This window comes from Nocardia arthritidis NBRC 100137 (assembly GCF_001612765.1).
GTDB lineage: Bacteria > Actinomycetota > Actinomycetes > Mycobacteriales > Mycobacteriaceae > Nocardia > Nocardia arthritidis.
Genome location: NZ_BDBB01000059.1, coordinates 1 through 23,580, shown reverse-complemented (window position 1 = coordinate 23,580; position 23,580 = coordinate 1). Strand labels below are relative to the sequence as shown.

The 23,580-nt window shown below is 68.4% G+C and carries 15 protein-coding genes; 1 reads left to right on the top strand and 14 read right to left on the bottom strand.

What is annotated here, in order from left to right; translation table 11 throughout:
* Positions 1–355 precede the first annotated feature (355 nt).
* The 5 genes from eccCa to NA8_RS29750 all read right to left on the bottom strand — a co-directional run bounded on the left by eccCa (position 356) and on the right by NA8_RS29750 (position 10,931).
* Positions 356–4,477 carry a type VII secretion protein EccCa gene (gene eccCa / locus NA8_RS29770; protein WP_245664059.1) on the bottom strand — a complete coding sequence of 1,374 codons (4,122 nt, stop codon included), beginning with the start codon at positions 4,475–4,477 and terminating at the stop codon, positions 356–358.
* Positions 4,363–5,916: a type VII secretion protein EccB gene (gene eccB / locus NA8_RS29765; protein ID WP_063053638.1), complete on the bottom strand. Its 1,554-nt coding sequence runs from the start codon at positions 5,914–5,916 to the stop codon at positions 4,363–4,365. Before eccB ends, eccCa begins: the two co-directional genes overlap by 115 nt.
* 106 nt (positions 5,917–6,022) lie before the next feature.
* Positions 6,023–7,783: a type VII secretion AAA-ATPase EccA gene (gene eccA / locus NA8_RS29760; RefSeq protein ID WP_063053637.1), complete on the bottom strand. Its 1,761-nt coding sequence runs from the start codon at positions 7,781–7,783 to the stop codon at positions 6,023–6,025.
* A 514-nt stretch (positions 7,784–8,297) separates the two neighbouring features.
* Complete coding sequence (locus tag NA8_RS29755) at positions 8,298–9,956, bottom strand: WXG100-like domain-containing protein (protein ID WP_063053636.1); 1,659 nt, start codon at positions 9,954–9,956, stop codon at positions 8,298–8,300.
* A 27-nt stretch (positions 9,957–9,983) separates the two neighbouring features.
* Positions 9,984–10,931, bottom strand: a complete 948-nt coding sequence (locus NA8_RS29750) for a C40 family peptidase (RefSeq protein WP_063053635.1) — start codon at positions 10,929–10,931, stop codon at positions 9,984–9,986.
* A 143-nt stretch (positions 10,932–11,074) separates the two neighbouring features.
* On the opposite strand from NA8_RS29750, the gene NA8_RS29745 reads away from it, so the two are divergent.
* Positions 11,075–12,229: a hypothetical protein gene (locus NA8_RS29745; RefSeq protein WP_157106992.1), complete on the top strand. Its 1,155-nt coding sequence runs from the start codon at positions 11,075–11,077 to the stop codon at positions 12,227–12,229.
* 477 nt (positions 12,230–12,706) lie between these two features.
* Here the strand turns inward: NA8_RS29745 and NA8_RS29740 are convergent, their stop codons facing one another.
* From NA8_RS29740 to NA8_RS34175, 9 genes are all read right to left on the bottom strand, one after another.
* Entirely contained in the window at positions 12,707–14,629 is a 1,923-nt protein-coding gene (locus NA8_RS29740) for a type VII secretion target (protein WP_063053633.1), read from the bottom strand.
* 144 nt (positions 14,630–14,773) lie between these two features.
* A complete protein-coding gene (locus tag NA8_RS29735; protein ID WP_063053632.1) occupies positions 14,774–17,323 on the bottom strand; it encodes a hypothetical protein in 2,550 nt (849 codons plus the stop codon).
* A 7-nt stretch (positions 17,324–17,330) separates the two neighbouring features.
* Positions 17,331–17,654, bottom strand: coding sequence for a hypothetical protein (locus NA8_RS29730; RefSeq protein ID WP_063053631.1), 324 nt, complete (start codon positions 17,652–17,654; stop codon positions 17,331–17,333).
* 37 nt (positions 17,655–17,691) lie between these two features.
* A complete protein-coding gene (locus tag NA8_RS29725; protein WP_063053630.1) occupies positions 17,692–18,063 on the bottom strand; it encodes a hypothetical protein in 372 nt (123 codons plus the stop codon).
* Positions 18,060–18,785 carry a hypothetical protein gene (locus NA8_RS29720; protein WP_174550158.1) on the bottom strand — a complete coding sequence of 242 codons (726 nt, stop codon included), beginning with the start codon at positions 18,783–18,785 and terminating at the stop codon, positions 18,060–18,062. Before NA8_RS29720 ends, NA8_RS29725 begins: the two co-directional genes overlap by 4 nt.
* Positions 18,782–19,120, bottom strand: coding sequence for a YbaB/EbfC family nucleoid-associated protein (locus tag NA8_RS29715; protein WP_062975009.1), 339 nt, complete (start codon positions 19,118–19,120; stop codon positions 18,782–18,784). The genes NA8_RS29720 and NA8_RS29715 overlap by 4 nt, the downstream gene beginning before the upstream one ends.
* A gap of 22 nt (positions 19,121–19,142) precedes the next feature.
* Positions 19,143–20,609 carry a PPE domain-containing protein gene (locus NA8_RS29710; RefSeq protein ID WP_063053629.1) on the bottom strand — a complete coding sequence of 489 codons (1,467 nt, stop codon included), beginning with the start codon at positions 20,607–20,609 and terminating at the stop codon, positions 19,143–19,145.
* A gap of 45 nt (positions 20,610–20,654) precedes the next feature.
* Entirely contained in the window at positions 20,655–22,280 is a 1,626-nt protein-coding gene (locus tag NA8_RS29705; RefSeq protein WP_063053628.1) for a hypothetical protein, read from the bottom strand.
* Between the two features lie 11 nt (positions 22,281–22,291).
* The gene (locus NA8_RS34175; RefSeq protein ID WP_157106991.1) at positions 22,292–22,852 is read right to left on the bottom strand and encodes a hypothetical protein; all 561 of its coding nucleotides are present in this window, start codon (positions 22,850–22,852) and stop codon (positions 22,292–22,294) included.
* Positions 22,853–23,580 lie beyond the last annotated feature (728 nt).

Here is a 23,580-nt window from a genome sequence, read left to right as displayed (position 1 = left end):
GCTGCGAAAGCATGGATCTCTCTCGCTGCGGTGGCGTCCCGTCTTCGACGATCGCACCGAGCGGCCGACACCAGCGTGGCAGTATCCGAGTGCCTTCCGACGTCGCTCAGCGGAATTCCGCGCGGTTCCACTGCCTGGCCACCGTTTCGACGACATCCGCGAACCGAGAGCCCTGCCGGAGATCGACCCGAGTGTCCACCGGGGAGCGGTCTCGGCCTCTTGCACGTCCGGCAGCATGTTGCCAACATCCGGGAGCGCCATGGCGAGACTCCAATCGAGCGTGACTACCAGCTCGGATCGAGCGGCTGCTAAGAAAACCGTAATTCATTCCCAACCTTGGGACGACCCGCCGGAATCACATCTGCTGGGGTGCCCAGGCCACCTGGACGAGGTCTCTACGGGAACTCATGGGCTCCACGTAGATTCCGCGTCCAGGCGGCTGCTTGGTGGCTCGCACGTCGCCGATCAGTATGCCGTCGAGCTTCGAGCCATCCATGACCAGACCGGAGGAATTGAGGTTCTTCATCTGGCCGATCACGTTGTCGTACAACGCTGTATCCGCTTGCGCGATGTTGCGTGCCGCGATGACGTGCAAGCCGGTGTCTCGACCGTCGACAATGATCTCCTTCAGGGGCTCCAGCGGATTGAACGCGCCGCGCTGCGCGATCATGTGGTAGTCGTCGATCACGACGAAGACCTCAGGTCCGCTCCACCAGGACCTTTCCGCGAGCTGCCGCGTGGTCACATTCTCCGGTGGGCGCCGCGAGCGCATCTTCTCCACCAGCGCCGGCAGCGCATCATGCAGGTCACGCTCGTTGGTCACGTGCCCGATGAGCATTTCCGGCGGCACCGCTTCCAAATGCCTACGCCGGTAGTCGATCAGCAGCACACGTGCCTGCGAGGGGTCATACTGACGCTGAATGGACGCCAGCAGAGCAGCCAATGCGGTCGACTTCCCCGATCCGGTCGAGCCGAGCACGATGAAGTGCGTCGACACGCTGAAATCGATCGTCGCCGGCCGCAAATCGGATTCCCGGAGACCGAAGGGCACGACGAGTCGCTGCGCGAGTGTCTGCGGCACCGGCCATCCCGCGCGCACCTCGTCGATGCCCACCTGCGGTGGCAGCAGTTTCACCTGCGGCGCGCGCCTGTCGGGGTACCGCTGGATGATCTCGGCGCTGGCGGCGGCGAGGCCCTCCGCGGCCGTCTCTGCATCGCCCACCCCGTCGATGCGCGGCAACGCCGTCAGCATGTGCAGGCCGTCGATCGAGATGCAGCGGCCCGGCCGATTGGCGGGGATCGCCGCGACCACAGCGCGGTGGACATTGAAGGTCGTGTCGGCCAGGTCGCCCAGACGCATCTCGACGCGAGTCTGCATCAGGTCCTTGATCGCGGGACGAATAGCGATCCAGCGTGAACTGCTCGCCACCAAGTGGATGCCGTAGTTCAAACCCTGTAGGGCGAGCGATTCCATCACCGGGGTGTATTCGTCGTAGTACGGGCCGTTCGTACCGAAGCCGACGTCCCATCCGTCGATGACCAAGAAGACATCACCGTAGGGATCGCGGTCGAGCCATGGCGCCCCACCCGGCCCGTCCCGCACCGTGCGGAACTTCCGGATGGTGTCGATACCGAACTCGGCGAACAGCGACTGCCTGCTCTCGAGCAGGTTCGTCACCAACGCGATCGTGCGCCGGATGCGGTCGCCGTCCCTGGCCGCGGCGACCGATCCCACGTGCGGGAGATTCGCCAACGACGACAAACCGCCGCCGGAGAAGTCCAGGCAGTAGAACTGCACCTGTTCGGGAGTATGGGTCAGCGCCGCAGACAGGATGAACGACTGCAGCGCCGTCGATTTGCCGGACTGCGTACCGCCGACGATGGCCATGTGCCCGCCGCCGCCGGACATGTCGACCGACCAGACGTCCTGACGCTGTTGACGCGGCTTGTCCACCAGCGCCAACGGCATCTGCAACGCTCCCTGGGGCACGGCGCGGATCATCCGCTCCAAAGTGGGCGGCGTGACCAGCGGCGGCAGCCACATCTTGTGAGCGGGATTTCCGTGCCGGGCCAGCTGCTGCAGCACCGCTTCCATCACGGTGATCGACTCGCCGTCGGCGGCCTCGGTCGCTTCCTGGACGACCACCGGCTCGACCACCGCGGGCCGAGTGTCCGCGATATGCCCGGCGGTGAAGCGTTGCGGCGGCCGGTATCCGCCACCGGGCCGTCGCGCGCGTTGCGCGGAGGCCGCCAGCACCTGCGCGGGAGGCGAGTACTTCTCGCCCACGTACGCGGCCTGGAACCGCTGGAGGTCGCCGGAGCCGACCCGCAGATAACCCGCACCCGGCTTCTTCGGCAGGTGATAGGCGTCCGCGGTGCCGATCGCGTCGCGGGAGTCACTGGTCTGGTTGGTGCGCAGCGCGATGCGGTAGGAAAGGTGCGCTTCCAGCTCACCCATCCGGTTGGCCGGCACCTTCTGCGACGCGAGCAGCAGGTGGATGCGCAGTGATCGGCCCAGTCGGCCGATGGCCACGAAGAGCTTCGAGAAGTTCGGGTACTGCTCGAGCAATTCGGCGAATTCGTCGAGGATGATCAACAACGTGGGCAACGGCCGCAGATCCGCGCCCTGCTCCCTGGCGCGCTCATAGTCGGCGACGCTGGCGAAATTGCCGGCGTCACGCAGAATGCGTTGCCGCCGCGCCATTTCGCCGTTGATGACGTCTTCCATACGGGTGACGAGGTCGGCTTCTTCTTCCATGTTCGTCACCACGGCCGTCACGTGCGACAACCGGTCGAATCCGAGGAAGGTCGCGCCACCTTTGAAGTCGACGAGAAGCAGGTTCAAGACATCCGGGGAATGTGTCGCCACCGCCGAAAGCACCAGCGTACGGAGGAATTCGGACTTACCCGATCCGGTCGCGCCGATGCACATGCCGTGCGGGCCCATTCCTTCTTCGGCCGATTCCTTGATATCGAGATAGACGACACCGCCGGCCGGATCGTGACCGAACGGAATGTTCAGGCGAGCCCGGTCCTCGTCGCGACGCCGGATCCACACTTGCTCGACGCGAATAGCGCCGGGGTCGGAGACGCCGACCATCTCCTCCCAAGACGTACCGCCACTGGCCTGCTCAGCGGCCACCGCCTCCACCACCGTGGACAACCGGTACGGCGAGAGGCTGCGCGCCATCGACGTCATCGCCGCCACGGACAGCGAATCGGCCACCCCGACGCGCCGCACCCCGCGCGGGGACACCTCGTTCAGCGAGCGGTCCTCGGTGACGGAGAAGCGCAGCGCGCGCGGGAGATTCTGCTCCGAGGCACCCAGCCGCAGCCACGTGCACCCATCGATGCCGGAGATGTCGCGGTCGCTCGCGGGTCCGGCGACGTCGACGATCAGCAGGTAGTGCGTGCGATCCAGAGTGGGTTGCGAATTCGCCGAGAACGGACCTCGATTGAGCCCCGCCAGCACCTTGGTGCGCAGCTCCGCGACGGTGCGGTAGATCATCCGGCTGGAGCCGATGGCGTCGGTCTCGTTCGGATGCTGGGTGTGCGGCAGCCATTTCAGCCACGCCCATTCCGGCGCGTCCGGATCCGACAGCACTGCCGCGACCGCCACCTGGTCCGGACCGTGTAGCACCGCGACCTCGGCGATCATCGCGCGGATCAAGCCGGTCACCAGCTGCGGGTCACCGTCGATGCCGACCTGCGGCGCGGACAGCAGATTGATCGCGACGGGCATGCCGCCGACCGTGGAGTACGCCTTGGCGAAACGGGTCAGTTCGACGACGCCGACCGGGTCCAGATCGGAGGTGGGCGCGGCTTCGGGAACGATGACGCGCACCTGGTTGGCGATGCGCCCACGGCCGACTCGCACCCGCAGGAACTGCGGACTCGCGACCTGGACCTCCCACATCCGCTTGCCGCCGATCAGCCGGGCGATTTCGTCGGGGCCGGGATGGGTGTAGCGCAGGAAGGCATGCAGCTCGGCTTCCGCCGCGTGCACCGTCTTACGGTTGTCGGTGAGGCTGCGCAGGTAGTCCTTACGTTCCTCGTTGAGGCTCGCCGCGCCGCCGCTGGAGTTGCCTCCGAGCGCGCCGCCCATCATGCCGAACATCGACACCAGCATCATGGCCGGGAACATCAGCATCATCGGGTTCATGGTTCCGCCGCCGCGGAACATCATGACCATCATCCCGCACATGGCCGCCACCATGACCACGGGCATGATCATCCGAAGCCGCGATGCCGGAACCGGCCTGGGCAGCTCGGTCGGCGGCTGCAGCCGCAACTCGGTCACGGCGGGGGCCTTCGGACCGCGCACCGTCCGGGCGGGCCGGACGAATCGGCGAGTGGTGGTCACTACGAACCTCCGAGCCCGGCAACGATCTTGTTGTTCGGAATTCCGTCGTGTTGAATGCGAGCTTCCTTCTGGGACAGGGCGGGCCCGACCGCGAACAGCGAAATGATGCTCCACGGCGCCGGGACCGGAGCCCGCAGTCCGAGGGCGATCAGGGAGGGATCGGTACCGCCGCTGCTACTCGGATCGGCGATGATGCCGTAGCGGACGCCGCTGTCGGACACCCAGTAGAGCGATTCCCGTAGCGGAGACCCCGCTTCGGCGCCGGTCACCTGCACGAAACGGCCGGTGTCTCTGGGCAGGTATGCCGCATCGGCGGTGGTGCCGCGCGAGGCGGCGGAGGTCACCAGGTCCACCGCGCGCCCCTGCTCGTCTTTCGTGAGCGGCAATTGCCTGCCCACCAACAGTTCCGTGGTCGCGTTCGGATCGTTTCCGGTGCGCGCCCAATGCAAGCAGGTCACGCCGGACCGTTCGGGATCGACCAGACGAATCGGACGGGTCGGGTAGGACGCGGTGCCCGGCCACTGTCCGGGGCGCAGATTCGCCGCGATCACGTCGGGCCCGACCGCGCGAGTGGACACCGAACCTTGCGAGTCCGCGTTCCGGACCATCGCCGCCAACACGGTGCTGATCCGCACCAGCCCGGTCTGCGAGACGAGATAGTACGAAGCCCCCTGATCCGGCGCCGACACGGTGAGTACCGACCCGACGGGCGTGGTGAATCCGTTGTTCAGCGTGATCGACTCGCCCTTACCCGGCACGTCGGGCACTCGCAGCGGAGGGGCCTCCGGAATCGCGTTGACCAGGCCCTTGGAAGCCGCCATCACCGGAGCCGTCGAGTCGATGCCGAGCGCCATGGCCACCGCGGTGCTCGCGAGGTCGATCGCGGCGCGCACCACGCCCTTCTCGGCATCGCCGTACACCAGCCAGGTCGTCGTGTCGTCGCGCAGCAGACGGGCCTCGCCGTCACCCAGCGGGCGGTTGGCGTCGCCGTCCACGGTCAGCGGACCGCCGATCGCCGTGGTCCGTACCGCGGAGCGGCTCAAGGTCGGCAGGCCGGTCGAGGGGTTGACCGGCGCGGCAGCACCGGTTCGCGCCGTGTCACAGACCGTCCACGACGAATCCCTCTCATCGGTGTCGACGATGCTGCCGGGCGCACCGGGAATGCCGACCCACGGCCCGCGCGGGAACTTCGACAGTTCGTCCCGCGAGACCTGCACCGGCTTGTCGGGAGAACCGACGATCAGCCGTGCCGACGTGAGATTCAGTGCCGGGAACAACCGGTTGTTCAACCGCACGAACAGCGCCCCGGTGTCTTTCTCCGCCACGATCTTCGAGTCCCCGACTTTCTTGGCGGGTTTGAAGAAGGCCAGCACGGCGGCGCCCGCGATGAGCACGCACGCGAGCGCGATGCCGATGGACAAGGCGGTCGAACGACCGCGCTGCGGATCATCGATCATCGACGCATCTCGACGGACCAGCGCGTGCTCGATCCGGCGCAGCAGAAAACGCCAGCCGGAGATCTGGTGTTTCGTCACAACCCGGAAGCGCGCCACCGGTTCTCGTTCCTTCCGCCGCCCTGCCAACCACACCGTAACCAGCGGTCACAGCGTGAATACGATCCCTATTCCCACCTCCGGGAATATCGGATCAGCGGACGCCTCACACCCGCGTGCTCGGCGCCAAGCCCTCCAGCGCCGCGCTGACGTCGAACGCGTCGATCGTCATGAGTTCTTCGTCGGTCATCGCGGCTATATCAGCGTTCTCCCTGGTGAAGCGGTAGTCGCGCTCGGCTTCGGCGGCCTCGACGACATTGCGCACGAAACGACCGTTACCGGCCAGATCGATCAGCCGCCGTCCGTTCTTGGTCTGCCCCGCCAACTCCTCGCAGCGCAGGCGCAGCACCTCGCGTGCCTGCTCGGACAGGATGGAGTCCTTGTTCCGTGCGATGTGCTCGGCGATCTGCACCAACTCGTCGGCGCCGTAGCTGGCGAAACGGATGCGCTTGGTGAATCGCGAGGCGAGGCCGTCGTTGGACGCCAGGAACCGATCGATCTGGTCCTCGTATCCGGCGATGATCACCACGAGCTTGTCGCGATCGTTCTCCATCCGCGCCAGCAGCGTGTCCACCGCTTCCTTACCGAACGCGTCGCCGCCGGAAAGACCCTCCTGGATCAGCGTGTACGCCTCGTCGATGAAGAGCACACCGCCGAGCGCCGAGTCGATCAGCGCATTGGTCTTGGGCGCCGTATGACCCAGGTGGGTGCCGACCATGTCGTTGCGGGATACCTCGATCACATCGGCGTTCTCCACGACACCCAGGCCGGCGAAGATCTTGGCGATCACGCGGGCGATGGTCGTCTTGCCGGTGCCGGGCGGACCCGAGAAGATCAGGTGCTGCGACTTGGAATCCACCGCGAGCCCGCGCTTGGCGCGCACCTGGTCCATCAGCACGCCGGACTTGAGCCGGTCGACCTGTTCCTTGACCGAATCCATGCCGATCTGCGCCTGCAACAGGTCCGAGGCCTCCGTGAGGAGACTCTCGCGCTCCGCCCGCGCCGCAGTGGCGGCCGCCTCGCGCGGATCGTCACCCGTCTTCGGGTCCCACCTGTTGGTCCGGGACGCGATGAGTTCCGCCGTGGCGACCTCGAATCGGTACGACTTGTCCCGTACCGCGCGCTGCCATTCCTCGCGCTCGGGCCACAGCGCCGAACCCTGGAGGCCCTTGAGGACCTTCTCGGCGGCGTCGTGATCGCCGTTGTGCCGCATCAGCATGCCGAGCAGGAAGTGCGCGTCGGCCCAGATGTAGGACAGACTGCCAGAGGAACTGTCCTCCACGATCCGCTGCGCGCGCGGCATGGCCTCACCGAAGCGGCCCAGGTGCGCCAGCGACTGGGCGGTCATCAATTCGGCGGCGATGTCGAGCAGGCCGTCCTCCAGCGCCGGCCGCGCGGTGCGCAGGGCGAGCACCTCCGGCCACTGCTTGGTCCGGAAGTACAGCGACATGCGCACGAAGTCGGAGACGTCGTCGCGGGGGACCTCGTCGAGAATCGCCGCGGCTTCCTGCCATTCACCGCCTTCGGCATACGAGCACGCCTGCGCGATGGCGATCTGATCGCGGTCGGCCATGGCGACGCGCAGTCCGTACATGCCGATCTCGACCTGGCACCACAGCGCGCGATCGACCAGCCCGGCCCGCTGCTGGTCGCGGTAGAGATTGTGCACCGAGCGGTAGGCGCCGTAGATCACCTCCGAGGTGACCTCCCCCGCCATGGCGCGCCCCAGCCAGGCGTCGCACATGTCCGGGTCGAGATCGGTGGCGGCCCGAAACGCCGCCGCCGCATGCTGCTCGTTGCGCACGCCACCGGCGACCAACCCAAGATTCTGAACACCCGTGTAGAACGCGTCCTCGGCCGCTGACACTCGGACTTCCCTTCCGCCGATCTAGCCTGCTCGAACGATAGATTCCGGCGGTCACGCTCCGGACTCGGCAACTTCCCAATGATGGGAAGCATGGCGGCGGCCCTCGCCGCGGCCCTCACATGCCAATTTTGAACGTGCCGTCAGTTAACGGTATGTTTACCTCGGGGTCGGCAATCATCCGCCTGCAGACGACCCCTTCGGCGGCGGCTGGCCAGCCGCGATCCGGTCCCCCCAGCCGCCGCGCAGCAGGTCACGGGCCATCCGCAAAATTCTTGCCGTTATTTAGGTGCACGCTATTGAACGTTCCGACAGAAGAGGGTACTGTCTGAACACAGATCGCCGGTCCCTCATCCCGACGATCTGAACCCAAAAGCAACGGCCGGTGGCACCGGCAGGCCACCGGCCGTTGTGGGGGTTGGACACCAGAGCCGCAGCCTCGAATGGTCTACGTCTACCACTGCCAACCTTCGGACTCAGCAACCCATTCCCGCATCTGGGAATGGGTTTTCTTGCGTCACGGGCGTTTTCGGTCAGGGAGGGGCGGGTCGATGCGATCGGACGCCGGAGCCGTTACTCGCGAGGGCGCCAGGGGCGCGTCGGCGACATCGGCGCTCACCGCGCCGTTTCCTTCGGAACCCTTTTCCGGCACCGAACGCAGCGGCGGCCTCGTGGACGGAGCGTGCACCACGGCGGGAGCCTCCCGCGTCCGGCGTTTCCTGGCCCACGGAGTGGCCGCGGGCCGACGTACTTTCGGCGGAACCTTCGCGGGATGCGCCGGCTTCGGAACAGGATCCGACGCGACCGGTGGTTGCCCCGCACGTCCCCATGGAGTGGCCGCCGCGCCGGTCAGCGGACCTCCCATCTCGGGACTGTCGGGGGCGCGCGTGCCGACCGGGGGCACGTCGCCGGCGGCTGCGGCGACGCCCGACTCGGAGCCGGCTGGGCGAACCTCGGAATCGAACGCTCGCGGTACCGGAACCTCGGGCGCGACGTCGTGGGCGGCCGCCCGCGCGGCGTCCGCGCCGTCCCGCGCGGATATGGCATGGGGACTCGCGACTTCTGCCGACCGGTACGCGTTCGGGTTCGCGTCGTTCGGCGCGACGCCGGCGACCGGCGACATCTTCGCGGGATCCGATGCCGGATCACTAGGTTCGGTCCCGGCGGGTGCGGCCGACCGGTCGCCGGTCCGGTCCGGCGTACCCGCGCCGCCTCCGTCTCCGTTTCGATCGGCCGCTCGTTCCCCGACCGCTGGGGGGTTCGCGGCGTCGCGCATGGCGGCAGGGACGCGCGCATCACCGATTCCGTGTCCGGCGAGGACCTTCGGCCCTGCCGCAGCGGCGGGGCCGAAGCGTGACTCGGGCTGTTCGCCGTGCCGGCGAATCAATTGCTCCGGGGTCGGTACGGGTCCGGGGGGAGAGCCGCCGGCCGTCGCGGCGGGAGGCACCGCGTCATCGAATGGCGTCGATGTCGTGAAGTCGAGTGTCGCGACATTCTCCGCGAACGTCGCCGCGTGCCGCATGATGTCGTCGGCGTGATCGTCGAGCACTTTCGCGAAATGCTGCACCGCGTCCGGGTCGATGCGCAGCGGCGCGGGTTTGCCCGACGACGGGATGTCCAGCGCGTCGCGGGTGGCGTCGTAGACGATCCCCTTGACCATGTCATCGATAGCCTGCTCGAGCGGTTCGATCGCCTTGCCGATGACTTCGGCGACGATGTAGCCGATCAGGTACTGCGCCATCTCCTCGCACAGCCGGCGCGCCGCGGCGGCGACCAGCGGCGCGGAGGGAGCGAGCGGCGGCGTGACCATGATCGAGGCGTAGGCCGCGGCCAGGGCGGCGAGTTCGGCCAGCACGGCCACCTTCACCGCGGTGATCACCGTCGCCGCCACCTCGAGTGCCTGCCCCACAAGCTTGCACGCACTCTCGAGTTGCCGCATATGGGTCGAACTCATGGCCGCCCACGTGGCGACCAGCTGCTGGTAGGACTCCCCCGAGTAGAACGCGCCCATCTGGTCTATCACGCCGGTCGCCGAATCGTGCGTGCCCTGCACCTGCTCGGCAAAGGTGCGCACATGTCCTGCGAGGGCGCGCACGTCATCCTCGTTGATGTCCGGGTACGGGACGCCGCAGATGTTGAGGAAGAGCGCGACCTCGCTGGGGATGTCTATAGCCACGCTGCGCTCTCCTCCCCGATCATCGGCTCACAGCACGCGCACGACGACGGCTTCGCTCGGCATACGCGACCACTTCACCGTCGAGCCGGTGTACGGCGCCTCGATGACCATGCCGTTGCCGGCGGCCAGCTGCACGTGCTCGGGCCCGCGCGTGCTGAATGATCCGGCGGGGAACACCAGGTCACCTGGGCGTACATCCTCAGGGTGCACGCGGACGCCGCTGTAGATCTGCTCGTACGTCGTTCGGGGCAGCACCACTTCTCCGTGACTGGCCTGGGCGATGGCGTACTGCGTCAGACCCGAGCAATCGAACCCGCCGCCGCTGGGTCCACCGGCGCCGCCCCCGCCCCAGACGTAGGGCGTACCGAGCCAGTTGCTGGCGGCCAGCACCGCGTTGCCGCCCTTCGTCCCGTCGGAGCGGACCATATCGTTGCGGCGCAGCCGGGAAGCGGATCTGGACCTCGAGCGCGTCCGTCGCCGCCTGCGCGGCGCACCGCCGTGCCGGGCCTGCCGGGTCGGCGGTGTCGCGGGCGGCATGATCTGCGCGGCCTGCTGCCGTGCGGCGGCGACATCGGCGTCGACCTGCTTGGTGGCGTTGGAGATGGTGGACTGCGCGGCATCGAGCAACGCGGGACCGCTGAAGCGGGTATCGCCCACCGCGGCGATCGCCTGCATCCGGCTCTGGAAGTCCGCGATGTGATTGGTCAGGCGGCCGCGGCCGTTGACCGTTCCGTCACCGGACTCGCCGACGGTCTTGCCGACGATGCTGTCCTTGCCCGCATGCGATTCCGCGACCGACAGCTGCATGCCCTGCGCCTCGCCGTACCGTACGGCCACCGCCCCGGACGCGACCCGCAGATCGGCGGCGAGCGCTTGGGTCACACTCGCCGCCTGGCCCGCGGGTTGGCCGTCGCCGTACAGCGCGAGTAGCGATCGGAGCACTCCGTCCAGGTCGTTCGTCAGTGTCGGCGCCATTCGACCGACTCGCCATCGCTCATCACCGACCGCCTCTCACACTCTTCTCGATATTGTGTCGCCCGGACCGATCCGGCCGTATTCCCATTCCTGGGTGGGTAATCGAACTATGAACCACTTCCCAGAATCGGGAAGCGGAGACAATGGGAGGACTTCTGAGAGGCGGTGGCGGCGGCATGGTGACGACGGCGACGAATACCGAAGCCAAAAAGGCGGCGGTGTCGGCATCCGCACCCCTCGCGAGCTACGCCTCCGAGGCCAAGCACTTCTGGCTGGTCGATTTGCACTGCCCGCCGGGTGCGTCGGAAGGGCTGCGCGCCTTCATCGCATTGGCCGACACCGCCATTCAGACCGCCGTGGACCTGCTCGGCCGTGGGATGACCACTCCCCCGCCGAAAGTCGACGACCTGCTCAAGCCCGCGATCTACGAAACCCTCGGCAAAGGCGAGGCGGACGACGAGTACCGCAAGACCGTCGACAAGGTCGAGGCCAGGCAGCTGAAATTGCTGCAGATGGACGACCAGGTGGTCAAGACCTCCGTCACGGTCGCCGCCGAACAGGTGCAGGCCCTGCGGTCCATCAAAACCATCGTGACCGACCTGAATACGAAGCTGAAGGCCGCGGGCAGCGCCAAACTCAAGCCCGCTCAGGAGCTTCCCTTGCTCAAGGCGGTCGCCGCCGCCGTCGAGGCGGTCTACGACAAGGTGACCGCGATCGCCGACCTCAACGAGGATATGGCCAACGGCAAAGGAAAGGGCAACTCGAACGGCGGTGGTCAGAACGGCGGAGGGGGCACATCCGCCGGGAGCAGCGGTGGCGGCGGGGGTGGTGACGGAGGACTGTCGTCGCTGCTGCCGATGCTCGCGATGCTGCCGATGGCGGCGATGCCGCTGATCTCGCAGATACCCGAGATGATGCAGAAAGCCGACGAGGACAAGGCGAAGAAAGCCGAGGAGAACGAGCACAAGGGCGCTCCGGGACAGCCGGGCCAGGCACCGCCGCCCGGTAATCAGGCCGCGCCCGCTGCCGCGCCGCCCCCGGGCGATCCGAACGCGCAACCGCCCGCCGCACAACCGGCCACCGCGGAGCCCGGCGGGGTCACCGCCGCCCCGGCGGCGAATACCGCACCGGCCGACGATCCGAACGCCGCTCCGGCGACGACCACGGCACCCGGCGTGATACCGGTTCGGCTGACCAGGGACCGCACCGCGTCCGACCGGCCCGGCGGGGAGCCCACGCAGGATGCGGCTGTCGTTGACGAACAGGAAGCCGAACCCAGTCCCGTCATCGAGACGTAGCCCCAACCAGCGCCTTTCCGGTCGGCAAGCCACTGCGCCGTTCGCCGATTCGGTGCCGAGGGAGGCGGACTGCGCGCTACCGACGTCATACCGATCCGCGCACGTCGCATGGGTGGATCCGGGCACCGGCCGGAACGGGTCCGGGAAGCGGTGCGGCCGTATCGGTTTCTGTCGATCACACCGATCTGCCAGCTGCGGCAGCGCGGCACCGGGCGGGTAGGAGCGGCCCGGGAATGCTCTGCATCCCCGTCATCGAAGTCGATCGCTCATCGCGGGACAGCCGCTGCCCGTCTGTGGGTGGCTGTCCGCGAGCTGCTGGGGCTCGTGTCGTCACCGGTCACGCGTCGCATCGTCTCGTCGAGCGCGCCTGCGAGTCGGAATAGTTCGTCGTCGAATGGAGAAAAGCGCTGCCCGGGTCGCGGCAGGACGGGCCTGCCGCGACCCGGACAGCGCCGGTCCCTTACCGCGGAACGTTTTTCACGATTGCTCCGAAGGCGACACCGGCGGCGGTGGCGTCGAGGGCGCGGCCACGACGGTAGGCGGCGGCCCTCCGGCGACTTCCGGCGCGGTGACCGACGGAACCGAGGCGGGCCGGGCGACACGCTCGGGCTGCACGGCGGTGGAGACGGGCGCCGGGGTCGAGACGAACTGCGGGTGCAGCGTGATCTGTTCATGGGCATAGACGGCGTCGCGCAGCGTCTGCCTGCTCGGCTCGTTCGCCAGCAGCAGCACCAGTTCGTTGCAGCGCCGCTCGAAGACCATGCCGCGCAACGGCGAAACCCCGGCGTCCAGCCGCAGCTGCCCGATCTCCACCCGGCCCACGTCGACCCGCTGCCCGAGCATCGACGCCGCCAGCAGGTCGTCGGCGTCGCGCAATTCGTCCCACAGCTCGCGCGACACCGGCCTTCCGGCTTGCAGGTCGGCCAGGATCCGTTCCCGGACCCGGCGCGACGCGGCGGCTTCGGCGGGTACCGATCCGGAGCGGCCGACCTGCCCGTGGGCATCCACGGCCAGTTCCACACAGCGCGACAACACCTGGGTGTCCGGTACCGACGAGACGTGTTCCAGCCCCGCGATCGAACCGGTCAAGCCGAGACGGTCGGCCGTATCCGGGGTGAACTCGCGCAGGTCGACGTCGTAGGACGGGCTGACGAGCCCCTCCATCGCCGCTTCTCCGAATCGTGAGCGCAAGCCGGGATCGATCGGCCCGGACGAGACGAGGGCCGACAGATTCGCGTTCGCCTTCGCGCCCCACGCGAGGCCGAATTCCGCCAATACCCGGGCCGGGTCGGTGACGCCCTCCCAAGGCGATCCCGCGCCGTCGTCGGCGGCGAGCAACTCGTCCCAGTTCCACGGAGTGGAGACCTCGAGTGGCAGGAACAGCCCGGCGGGCAACCAGCCGCGGCCTTCGTTCGACGTGATGAAGACGCCCGTTCCCCCGGGACCTCGCATCACTGCGACAGCCCAGGCCATGCCCACCGGGGAATCCACCGCGGCGAGAACGCTGCCGAGCAGCGTCTTGGCCAGCACCAGGTCGTCGTTCACCTGGCTACCCACCACGTACGCGGGTTCGGCCTCCTTGTCCTTCGCCGAGGCGACGGCGGCGGCGAACGGGCTCGCGACCGGCACCGGCATGGGCGGCATGTCCGTTCGGCCCGTCGCGCCGCTGGGCGGCTGCGTGGCGGCTCGATCGTCCGGGGTCGCGTTGAGCGGGCCGACTCCCGCGGGCGGTACGCCTGCCGTCGCCGGCGCGGTCACGCCGGTGCTCGACGGCCCACCGGGTGTCGACGTTCCGGTCGCGTTCGGCGTGCCCGCGCCATTGGTGCTCCCCGTATCTGTCGGAGCGGCGGTCGCGCCGGTACCCGTCGGCGATGCCCCGTTGGGTCCGCCCGGCGAAGTCGCGAGCGGGTTGTCCTCGGCGGTGCCGGGGCCCGCCGCAGCGGGATCGGTGGACACCGGCGCGGACGAACCGGGACCGGCCGTCACGGGGCCATCACCGGGCGCGGACCCGGTCGGCGTGATCGGGCGGTTCGAACCGAACGGATCGGTCGAGGTTCCGGGCGGCGCCGTCGGGGACGGTGTATCGGTCAGGCCGCCTGCCTGCCGGATATGGTTGGCGAAATCCTCGTCGGATTGTTCGTAGGCGTTCGCGGACGCGCGCAGCGAGTCAGCGGTGCGATCGTGTTCGCTGGCCAGCGCCTCACCCGCCCGCTGCCGGGCGTCGTAGTACCGTTCCAGCGCTTCGTAGACCGGATAGGCGATCTTGCCGTAGGTGGGCAGGAAGTTCGCGAGCCATTCCGTGGGCGGTTTGGCCCATTCCCTGGTGTCGTGCGCGACCCGGTCGTGCTGGTCGGCCAGCTGACGCAAAACGGCAGGGTCGATTTCCATGCTGTTCGGCATGCTCGATCAAATCCTTTCCCACCACACGTCCCCCTATTGTCGATTCTTCCCAGAGATGGGGAGTGCGAGACGGTTGCCCGGTGCGCGGTCGCTCCAGAGTCGGTATGCGGCGACGCGTTACTCGACGCGGCGTTCGGCTTCCGCTCAGCGGCCCGGCCCCGCCGTGATGGTCGGTCGCCGAGCGGGCGCGGCGGGGGCGGGAGCCGGTGCGACGAAACCCGGGTGACTCACGATCTGCGCGTGCGCGTACACCGCGTCGCGCAGAGTCTGCCGAGTCGCCGCCTCAGCGAGCAGCAGCACGAGTTCGTCGCAACGCCGCTCGAAGACCATGGCGCGCAGCGCGCTCATCTCCGATGCGTGCCTGCCGTCGGCCTGGTCGGCGCGCAGCTCACCCAGCGCAACCCTGGACACATCGGCGCGGTGCGACAGCATTGTCGCGGTGAGCAGGTCGTCGGCATCCCGAAGCTCCTCCCACAATTCCTGCGACACCTCGCGGCGCTGCCGCAGCGCGCCGAGGATCCGCTCGCGTGCCGCGGGCGCGCCCAGGGCGGCAGGCGAGCCGAGACCGGCCTTGTGGACGCGAGCGTGCGCGTCCGAGGCCAACTCCCAGCATCGCGCTCCGATCTCCGACTCCGGTGTGGCCGCGACCCGCCGCACCAGCGCCGGAGCCCCGACCAGTTCGAGGCGGTCCGCCAGACTCGGCCTCGGCGCGCTGAAGTCCATCGCCGACGAGGCGGTCACTTCGCCTTCGATCGGCACATCACCCAGCTGCCGGCGCAGATCGGCATCGACGTCCGCCGAGGAGGCGACAGCGGTCAGCCGGGCACCGGACTTGCGTCCCCAGGCGATCGCGAACTCCGCGAGCACGCGTGCGGGATCGGCGACGCCCTCCCACGCGTTCTCGGCCACCTCCCACACCCATGGCGTGGATATCTCACGCGGCAGGTACAGCCCGGCCGGTATCCAGCCGCGGCCCTCGTTCGAGGTGACGAACGCGCTGATGCCGCTCGGATGACGCATCACCGAAACCGCCCAGCCGAGCCCGAGAACCGCGTCCCCACCCGCCGCCAGTACCCCGCTCAACAGCGTGCGGGCCAGCACCAGATCGCCGTCCACTCGCTCGCCCAGGACGAATGCCGGGGCGGCCGCCGACGTCATGGCCGCACCGACCACAGTGCGCATCGACTCGTCGCTGTCGTCCGCGCCGTCCTTACCCGCGTCCGCGTGCTGCTCGGTCCGTTCCGGTGGCTGCGCTTTGGCGCCGCCGCCCGCACCCGGGGGCGGGCCCGCGCTCGCCGCCGTGATCTTGGGGGCGGCGACCGGCGCACGCGATTCGCTGGGCGGAGAAGCGGTCTGCTTCGCCTGCACTTGCGGCGGGGGGACCGAGCCGGCCTGTGCCGCCGGAGCGGAGACCGCCGTTCCAGCGGGAGCGGCCGAGGCGGCCGGTGCGAACGGTGCGAACGGTGCGGTGGAAGCAGGCGCCGCGACCGGTGGCGGAAGGATCAGCGGCGGCGGCACCGACGTGCCGGGGTCGGCCGCGGACGCGGAGGAACCGGTGAACTGCTCGGGCGCTGGCGTGTCGTGCGAATCCGCCGCCGCAACGGTGCTGGAGCGGTCGGGGGTCGCGGACTCGGCCGCCTCGGCTGGGACATCGGGATCGCTCCGATGGGAATCTCGCGCATTCGGACCGGCCACGTCCTCAGCATCGCTGTCCACCGGGACATCCCGGCCCGGCGCCATGTGCTCGGTGCCGGTGACCTGCCCGCGCGGCGGAACGCCCGCGGGGGGCAGACCGTGCCCGTCATCCAAGCCGCCACCGCCGGGCGCGGTGTTCACCGGGACAGTCGTCGGTCCACCAGGGATGTACTGATCCGGCGCCGGTCCGGTCGACGGCGGAGCGGAGCTGTCCTCGGTACCAACGGGATCAGGTCGCTCCCCGAGCTCGTCACCGGGCAACAGCGGGCCGAACGGATCGGTGGTCACCGGTCGGTCGTCGGCATCTTGCGGGGGCACCCCGACCGGGAAATCGTCTTTCGGCCGATTCGTCCGCGGCGAGCCGTCGTGCCGTGGATTGCCGGAGTGGTCCGTCGCGGGCCGGTGCTGGTGATGGACGTCCCCGCTGTGGTCGTCCGCACTGCGGTGGCCCGGCTCCCAAGGCCCCGGCTGCCCCAGCGCGTCGGCGATCAAGCCCAAACTGGGCAGTCCCTGCGGGCTGATCGAACCGAGCGCCGCGCGAACGACATCCTCCACGTCGTCCCTGGCGGCGGCGATCATGCCGGGGATCCGGTTACGGAGGGCCTGAGCATCGGATTCGTCCTCTTCCGCCGCGGCCGCGCGTCTCGTCGCGTTGATCCGCGAGGTGGTCTCCTCGACGATGTCCAAGATCTTGTTGCGGGTCCGATACACCAGGTCGGAGAAGTCCCGGAAGGTGTCCGCCGCGGCCTCTAGCGCGTCGGCGAAGGCCTGCGGGTTCATCCGCTGGCGCAGCATGTCGTCCTTGATCGGCTGCAGACCGGCACTGGAGCGGGCATGTTCGTCGAAGCCGCGGCGTTTGCTCTCGGCGTCGAGCAAGTCCAACGCCCCCGCGCCGTCTCGCGCGAGACGTTCCAGCGCGCTCCAGTCCCCCGGTGAGATCGCCGGCCAGTTGTCGCCGACGATGGCGTCCCAGTACGGACTGTCGCGCTCCGGTTCCATCAGCGAGTCAGACGGATTCGGTGTGGCGATGCACCGCGGCGGCTCCGGCGTGATCGGCGTCGGCGTGGGTGTAGGACACCTGGGTGGTGACCTGTGTGGTCGCGTCCACGCGGCGGCCGTTTGCGTGTACGGCGGCTTCGCAAGGAGACTTGATCCACTTGTCCGTGCACGCCACCAGTTGCCGATCGATCTCCGACTCGGGTCGCCGTGGCACGACGAAACCAGCGATGATCTGCTCAACTTGGCCGCCGACCGTGGCGATCGCGGTCCGGAACTTGTGCGCGGCGGCGACCACTTCGTGCGGGTCGTCGGTATCGAATGCGTCGGTCATGTCGCTGTCCTGTCTCGCCGTTGCGGCGGTCGGCAACTCAGGTGTCGCGTCGGAACTCGGCTTCCTCCATGGCGCGATACGACGCCTCGGTCGGAAGATCGAACGAGTCGATCGTGTAGGAACGGGTCCCCTTGAACTCCATCTCGGCCCGCAACCCCACGCGCGATTTCGCGTGCGCCAGCCGCGCGAGCTTCACGATTTGGGACGCCAACCACTCGTCGCCGTTGTCGCGGGCGTCATCGGTGATGTACAGGCCGATGATCTCGCCGTCCCGGTCGCATCCGACGCCGACGGTGTGGTCGGGGTTGAACACCTCGTAGGTCATGTTCCGCCAGTCCGGTGCGGCGGCCTCCGACTGGTCGTCGTCGAAGTCGTAGTCGTCTACCTCGATCGGGTGCATGTCGGTCATCGGTTGGTCTCCGAGAGTCGTTCGCCGGGGCGGGAATCGGTCAGGTAGTCGGAATCGTCGGTGACCGATTCCAGGCGCGCCGCCAGCACGGACCAGGCGGCGTCCTCGATGCGCATGATCTGGCGCAACTGCCAGAACCGGGCACCGAGATACAGCTCCCCCGTGCCGTCCGGGGCCACGTCCAGATGGTCGGGACCTTCGGTAGCCGGGTTCAACGTCACCGCCGTCACCGGCGGGCGGGTGTCGTCGACGTTGACCAGGGTCGCGCCGCCGCCTGGAATGAAACTCTGCCGCAACCGGGCGCTGCTGCCGATGGCGACGTCCGCGCTGTTGGTGGTGATCGTGATCTCCGGGTTCAACAGCAGTTGCAGCACCCAGGACCGGGCCGTCTGCTCCGGGTGGTCGGCGTTGATCGCGATCGTCAGGGTCGCCGCCAAGTCGACCACCAGTACCGCGTCCGTGGTCGTGACACCGGCGATCACCAGACGCCGGGCAGTGCCGACCGGATACGGCAGGTCGTCGGCGGCCAGCGACACCACGTCCGCGCCGACACCGCCGCCGGTGGCGGGATGCGCGGAGACGGTTCCGGTGGCGACGTCGATCGTGTAGGCGACGATCGTCTCCGAGATGCCCTCCGCCACCCCGGCCAGCCGGACCAGCCCCTCGTCGTGCAGCCACCGGACGGTGTCGGCGACGGTGACGTCCGGGGCGGGCTCGGTCATCCGGACTGCCCCGAAGCGGTGGCGACCGGCTCGGTTCCCTCGACGGGCGTCTCCATGACGCTTTGGTACTGCCGCGCCGCATCGGCGGTACTCTCCCGGATGGCGGCCATGATCTCTGCTACCAGTTCCGGGCCGGTGAGGCGCGCGGCGGTCCCCGGAGCGAGGTAGAGATCGGTCAACTTGCCCATCGCGTCGACCTCCGGGATGACCGCGCCGCTCGGCGACGGCCTGCGGGCCCGGATGTTGTCGATCTTCTCCCGCATCTCGGCGATCCGGTGCCGGAGATCGCGGGCGGCGTCCAAAGCCGCCTGCACGTCCGGGTGGATGGAACTCACGACTCCACCTCGCTGTGCTCACTCATGCGTTACCTCCGGGTTGGGAAGGGGTCTGGTTGCTCGGTGTGGGCGTCGGGGGGGTCACGGTCGGAGCTATGGTCGGCCGTTCGCCGATCACCGCTTCGGTGTGCGGCGTGTCGTCGACATACATCAAGCGGTCGGGATGCCAGGCCACGACCCGGTTGCGGTCGTTGTTGCTGCCCGAGTTGCCCATGCCCGGCGCCATCGGCATGTACGGCATCATCGGCGAACCGCCCCGCGCGGCAGCGGCGTTGGCGGCCGACGAGGTACCGAGCGGTTCGATGACCGATGCGCGCGGCATGCCCGACCCCAGGGTGGCCGCCGCAGCCACCGGCAGGGCGCTCGCCGCGACGGTTTCCGCCTCGACATCCGGGATGCCGAGACCGGGGCTGCCTGAGGGCATCCCGCTCGGGCTGCCCGTACCGAGCCCACTCGGGATGCCGAGATCGTCGTAGCCGTACTCGTCGAGGCCGTAGTCGTCACCGATGTCCGACGCGTCCGACTGCGCGAGCTGACTCAGCGGCATTCCGGCCGAGGCCATCGCGCTCATCAGGGCGGGCAGCATCTGGGTCAACGCGCTGGAGTCGCCGCTGCCGTCGCCCTTTCCCGCGCCCTCACTGGCACCCTCACTCGCTCCGACCTTGGAGCCGACTTCGGTGGAGTAACCGGTGATCGTCTCCGCCGAACGAGCGTTCTGCTCGTTGAATTTCGCCAAGGCGGCCTGGATGCCGAGTTCGTTCTTGGAGCGCATCGCCGTGATCAGCTCCTTGCGCGCGGCGATGATCTCCTCCGGCGTGGGATGTTTGGCCTTCGCGGTGCGGAACGCGTCACTGTAGGTGTCGATTCCGTCGGCCAGCATCCCCAGACCGGTGCCGAGCTGGTCCAGCCACCCGCGGCGCTGGCCGAGTTCCGTCGCCGCCGCGGTGCCGACCGGCTCCCAGTGCTGCATCGACTTCGCCGCCGAGTTCACTCCCTCGATGGCCGCCAGATGGGGGCCCCCGGCGAATTTGCGCAGCGCGTCCGCGAATCCCTTCGCCGCACCGGGCCCGGGACCCGAGTGCAGCTGCTGAGCGAACGTCAACGGATCGACCGCGCCGCCCGCGACAGGGAACCGCAGCGCGGGCGGTCGCCGCTGGCCGATCTCCTGTACATCGCCGACCGGATTGGCGAGGAGCTCACCGCCGCTGCCGTTGATGGTCCGGGCGCCGCGGTCGTCGGCCGCGCTGTAATCGGCGGCTGCCGCGCCGATGTTGGACGCGGTGCGCTGAATATCGTTGAGCACACCGGCCATTCCGTTGAGCAGCGCCGCGGTCTGCGCGTTGAGCTGCGGCACCGCGGCAGCCGAGATCGGGTCAGCGCCCGCGGGCACGACCCAACCGCCGGGGATCGCGGCCCCGGTGTCGCGCGCCATCGCGGCGAGTTTCGATGCCGCAGCGACGAGTTCCTGCGGATCCACATTCAGCGCCATCGCGACCTCCTCTCCTCATCCGCCGCTGTCACATTGCTCGCACGATCAGCCCGCCGCGACAACCGGCATTGCCGCGGCCGCGGACTGATCGGCCGAACCCGGCGTGGACGGGGGCGCGGCCCCGTCCGCGGGCGCGGTCACCTCGATGCCCTTCGGGTGCACGAACCCGGAGAAGCTACCGAATTCTCCCGCCTTGTCGGTCATCTCCGGTGGGTTGCACGGTTTCAGCTCGCCGTCGACGATGGCCTCCATCGTGCCTGCGCCATCGTCGGAGGGGAACACCACGAGGATCGCAGTCCGTTTCTCCCACACGGCGACGTCTCCGGTCATCAGCTGGAACGGGTCGACGGGGGTGCCGATCTGCTTCTTGTCCGACCACTTCGCCGACGTCTTCTCGTACGCCTTCTGCGCGTCGGTGCCGCTGCGGTTGCCGAACGCCGCGTCCAGGGCTTGGGCCACCATCGCGGAGACCTTCTGCGTGCGCCCGTCGGGGAAGGTGTATTCCACGCTGCCGTCCGCGCCCGGGGTACGGCCCGGCGCCACCGTGGGCTGCGTGGAAGACGTCGTGCCGGCAGGCGTCCCGGTGTGCTGCGCCGCCGGAGCCGTCGTGGACGGCTGCGCGACCGCGGGCTGGGCCGTAACCGGCGGCGCGACCGGCGGCGGAGCCACCGCATCGAGTTCGTCGTCGTAGCGGCTCGGATCCAGGTCCCTGCGGCGGCTGTTCAGGTCCTGATCGGCCATGTTCCGCATCATCGCCTGCTGCATCATCATCGGCAGCATGGAACTCATCATGTCCATGCCGGAGCCCATCGGCGACGCGACGGGGGTCTGCGGCACGTTCGGCATGGTGGGGGTCGTCACGCCCGGCGTGGTCCCGCTGGGGTCGAGGCTGCTCGGCGTCTGACCGGGCGAGCCGGGGCTACCGGGGGTGTCCAGATCGGGCAGCGTCGTGCCGGGGCTGGTCGGGTCGTCGAGACCGTCCAAGCCGGGGGGGAAGGCACTGTTGTCCACGGCCGGCGGGATCGTCGGGTCGGGGATGCCGGGGGTCGTCGGCCAGTTCGACGTATCGACGGCAGGCGGAGTGCCCGCCGGATCGGCCTGCGCCGCCTCCAGTTTCTTTATGTGATCTTGCAGGTCCTTGATCATCTTCGTCTGATCGTCGATATCCTTGGCAACGCCGCTCTGCCCCTGCCTGACAGCATCGATCTCGCTCGCAAGGGAATCGTTGGCGGCGCTGACCCAAGTCAAGATATGGCTGTCGATCTGGATGCCTTGAGGTGGAGCGATAGGGGCCATCGCGACGACTTTTTCGTCGATTACCTTGTTGGTCGCTTTCTGCCCCGCCTCGGACCATTTTCCTGATTCGCGTATCGAGTTCACGAGTTTGGTGACGTTGCCGTTCAGGTCGGTGTACGACCGCTGAAGTTGCACCGCTACTTCCGCGTAGTTAGTGAAACTGCCGATGTTCGCAGGGGGGACCTGCGGCACTTCCGGAGCTGTGGGGGGATCGCCCTTGGAATCTTTGCCGAGAATTTTCCAGATCCCGTCGAAGTTTTGATACAAGGTCTTGAAGCAGGAATCGGTGAAGACCGAGAAGACCCATTCAGGGGGGTAGCTGCCCTCCTGAATCTTCTTTCGATCGGGCATCAGCATCGGGTGCATGTCGGCCATAGCGCCACCCCTCAGCTGGTGCTAAACGTCGTCGATGCATTGAGTGGCTTGGTCGGCAGCGTGGCAGGGTACGACTGCCCTTGCCCCGGAGACGACCCCGGTCCTGACCCCCCTGAATGCCCGACGCCCGAAAGACCGGCACCCACACCGGCGCCGGTCAACCAACCGCGAGCCGCATTCAACGACGCGCCGCGCGCGGTCCACGCGGCTCCGATGTTCGCGGCCGGGTTCTGGACACCTGGGCGAATCGCACCTGTGAGCAACCGCCCGGCAAGGTTTCGTCCGCCCATACCCGCGAATGCTGCCCGGGCAGCACCACCGGCTCCGCCTCCGAGCAGTGCCAAGGCGCCGGTTTCGGCGCCATTGCTGAGAGACTCTCCCCAGCTTTTGTCCTCGACCACTTTGTCGTAGAGCGTCTCTGTCGCGAAGCCGGCCAGGGCACTGCCCGCCGCAACGCCGAACGCCGTGCCGACACCCGGGACGACCGACCCGAGCGCGCCACCGGCAACGGTGAGGCCGGTGGTCAGCGCGAACTTACCGACACTCGACCATGGAATGCCGAAGAAGCCCATGAGATCACCTCCCGGATGCTAGGCGGAACGCCGGTGCACGGCGGTCGACTGGTCTTCACTTGCGTCCATTGCGGCCGACACCACCTGGGTCAGAGGCTCGCAAGGTTGGTGCCCCACCACGGCAAAGCCCGCCTTTCGATCGAACTCCCCATCGTCGATCGAAGCGGCGTACGCCGAGATCGACCATGAGTGAGACCTACTTTCGACGCCTTCATTGTCTAGGCTTCCCAACTGCGGGAAGCGAAGCGCTGGCAGAACGGGGAGGCCGGTCCGAATCCATCTACACTGACGTGCGCGAATTGTCCAAACTGCCAGATAGTTCACAGCGACTTGTGAGGAAGGTTGGATGAACTCCTGCGACCCGCTGCTCGAATCTACCGCTCCAGCGTCCTCCACCTGCTGATGCACCGACAACCGGGGGAAGATCATGACCTCAGCTGAAATCTGGCCCGCCGAGGTCGAGGTAGCAGCGCAAGAGCCGGAAACGGCGGAAGACCAGCAGACCGGACCGGTGACGCCGTGGTCGAGCCGGCCGGATCAGCAGCGGTCACGGCCGGGCACGGCCGTACCGGGACAACCGAGCGTTTCCCCTCCGCCGGGCCAACCGGGCGCTCCCGCACCCGGTCCAGCCAATGGTGCCGGTCAATCGAACTCGTCTAATTCGCCGGGTGTTTCGGGTCCGTCTGTGCCGGGTGTGCCGGGTGTTCCTGGTCCGGCGGGGGCTGTTC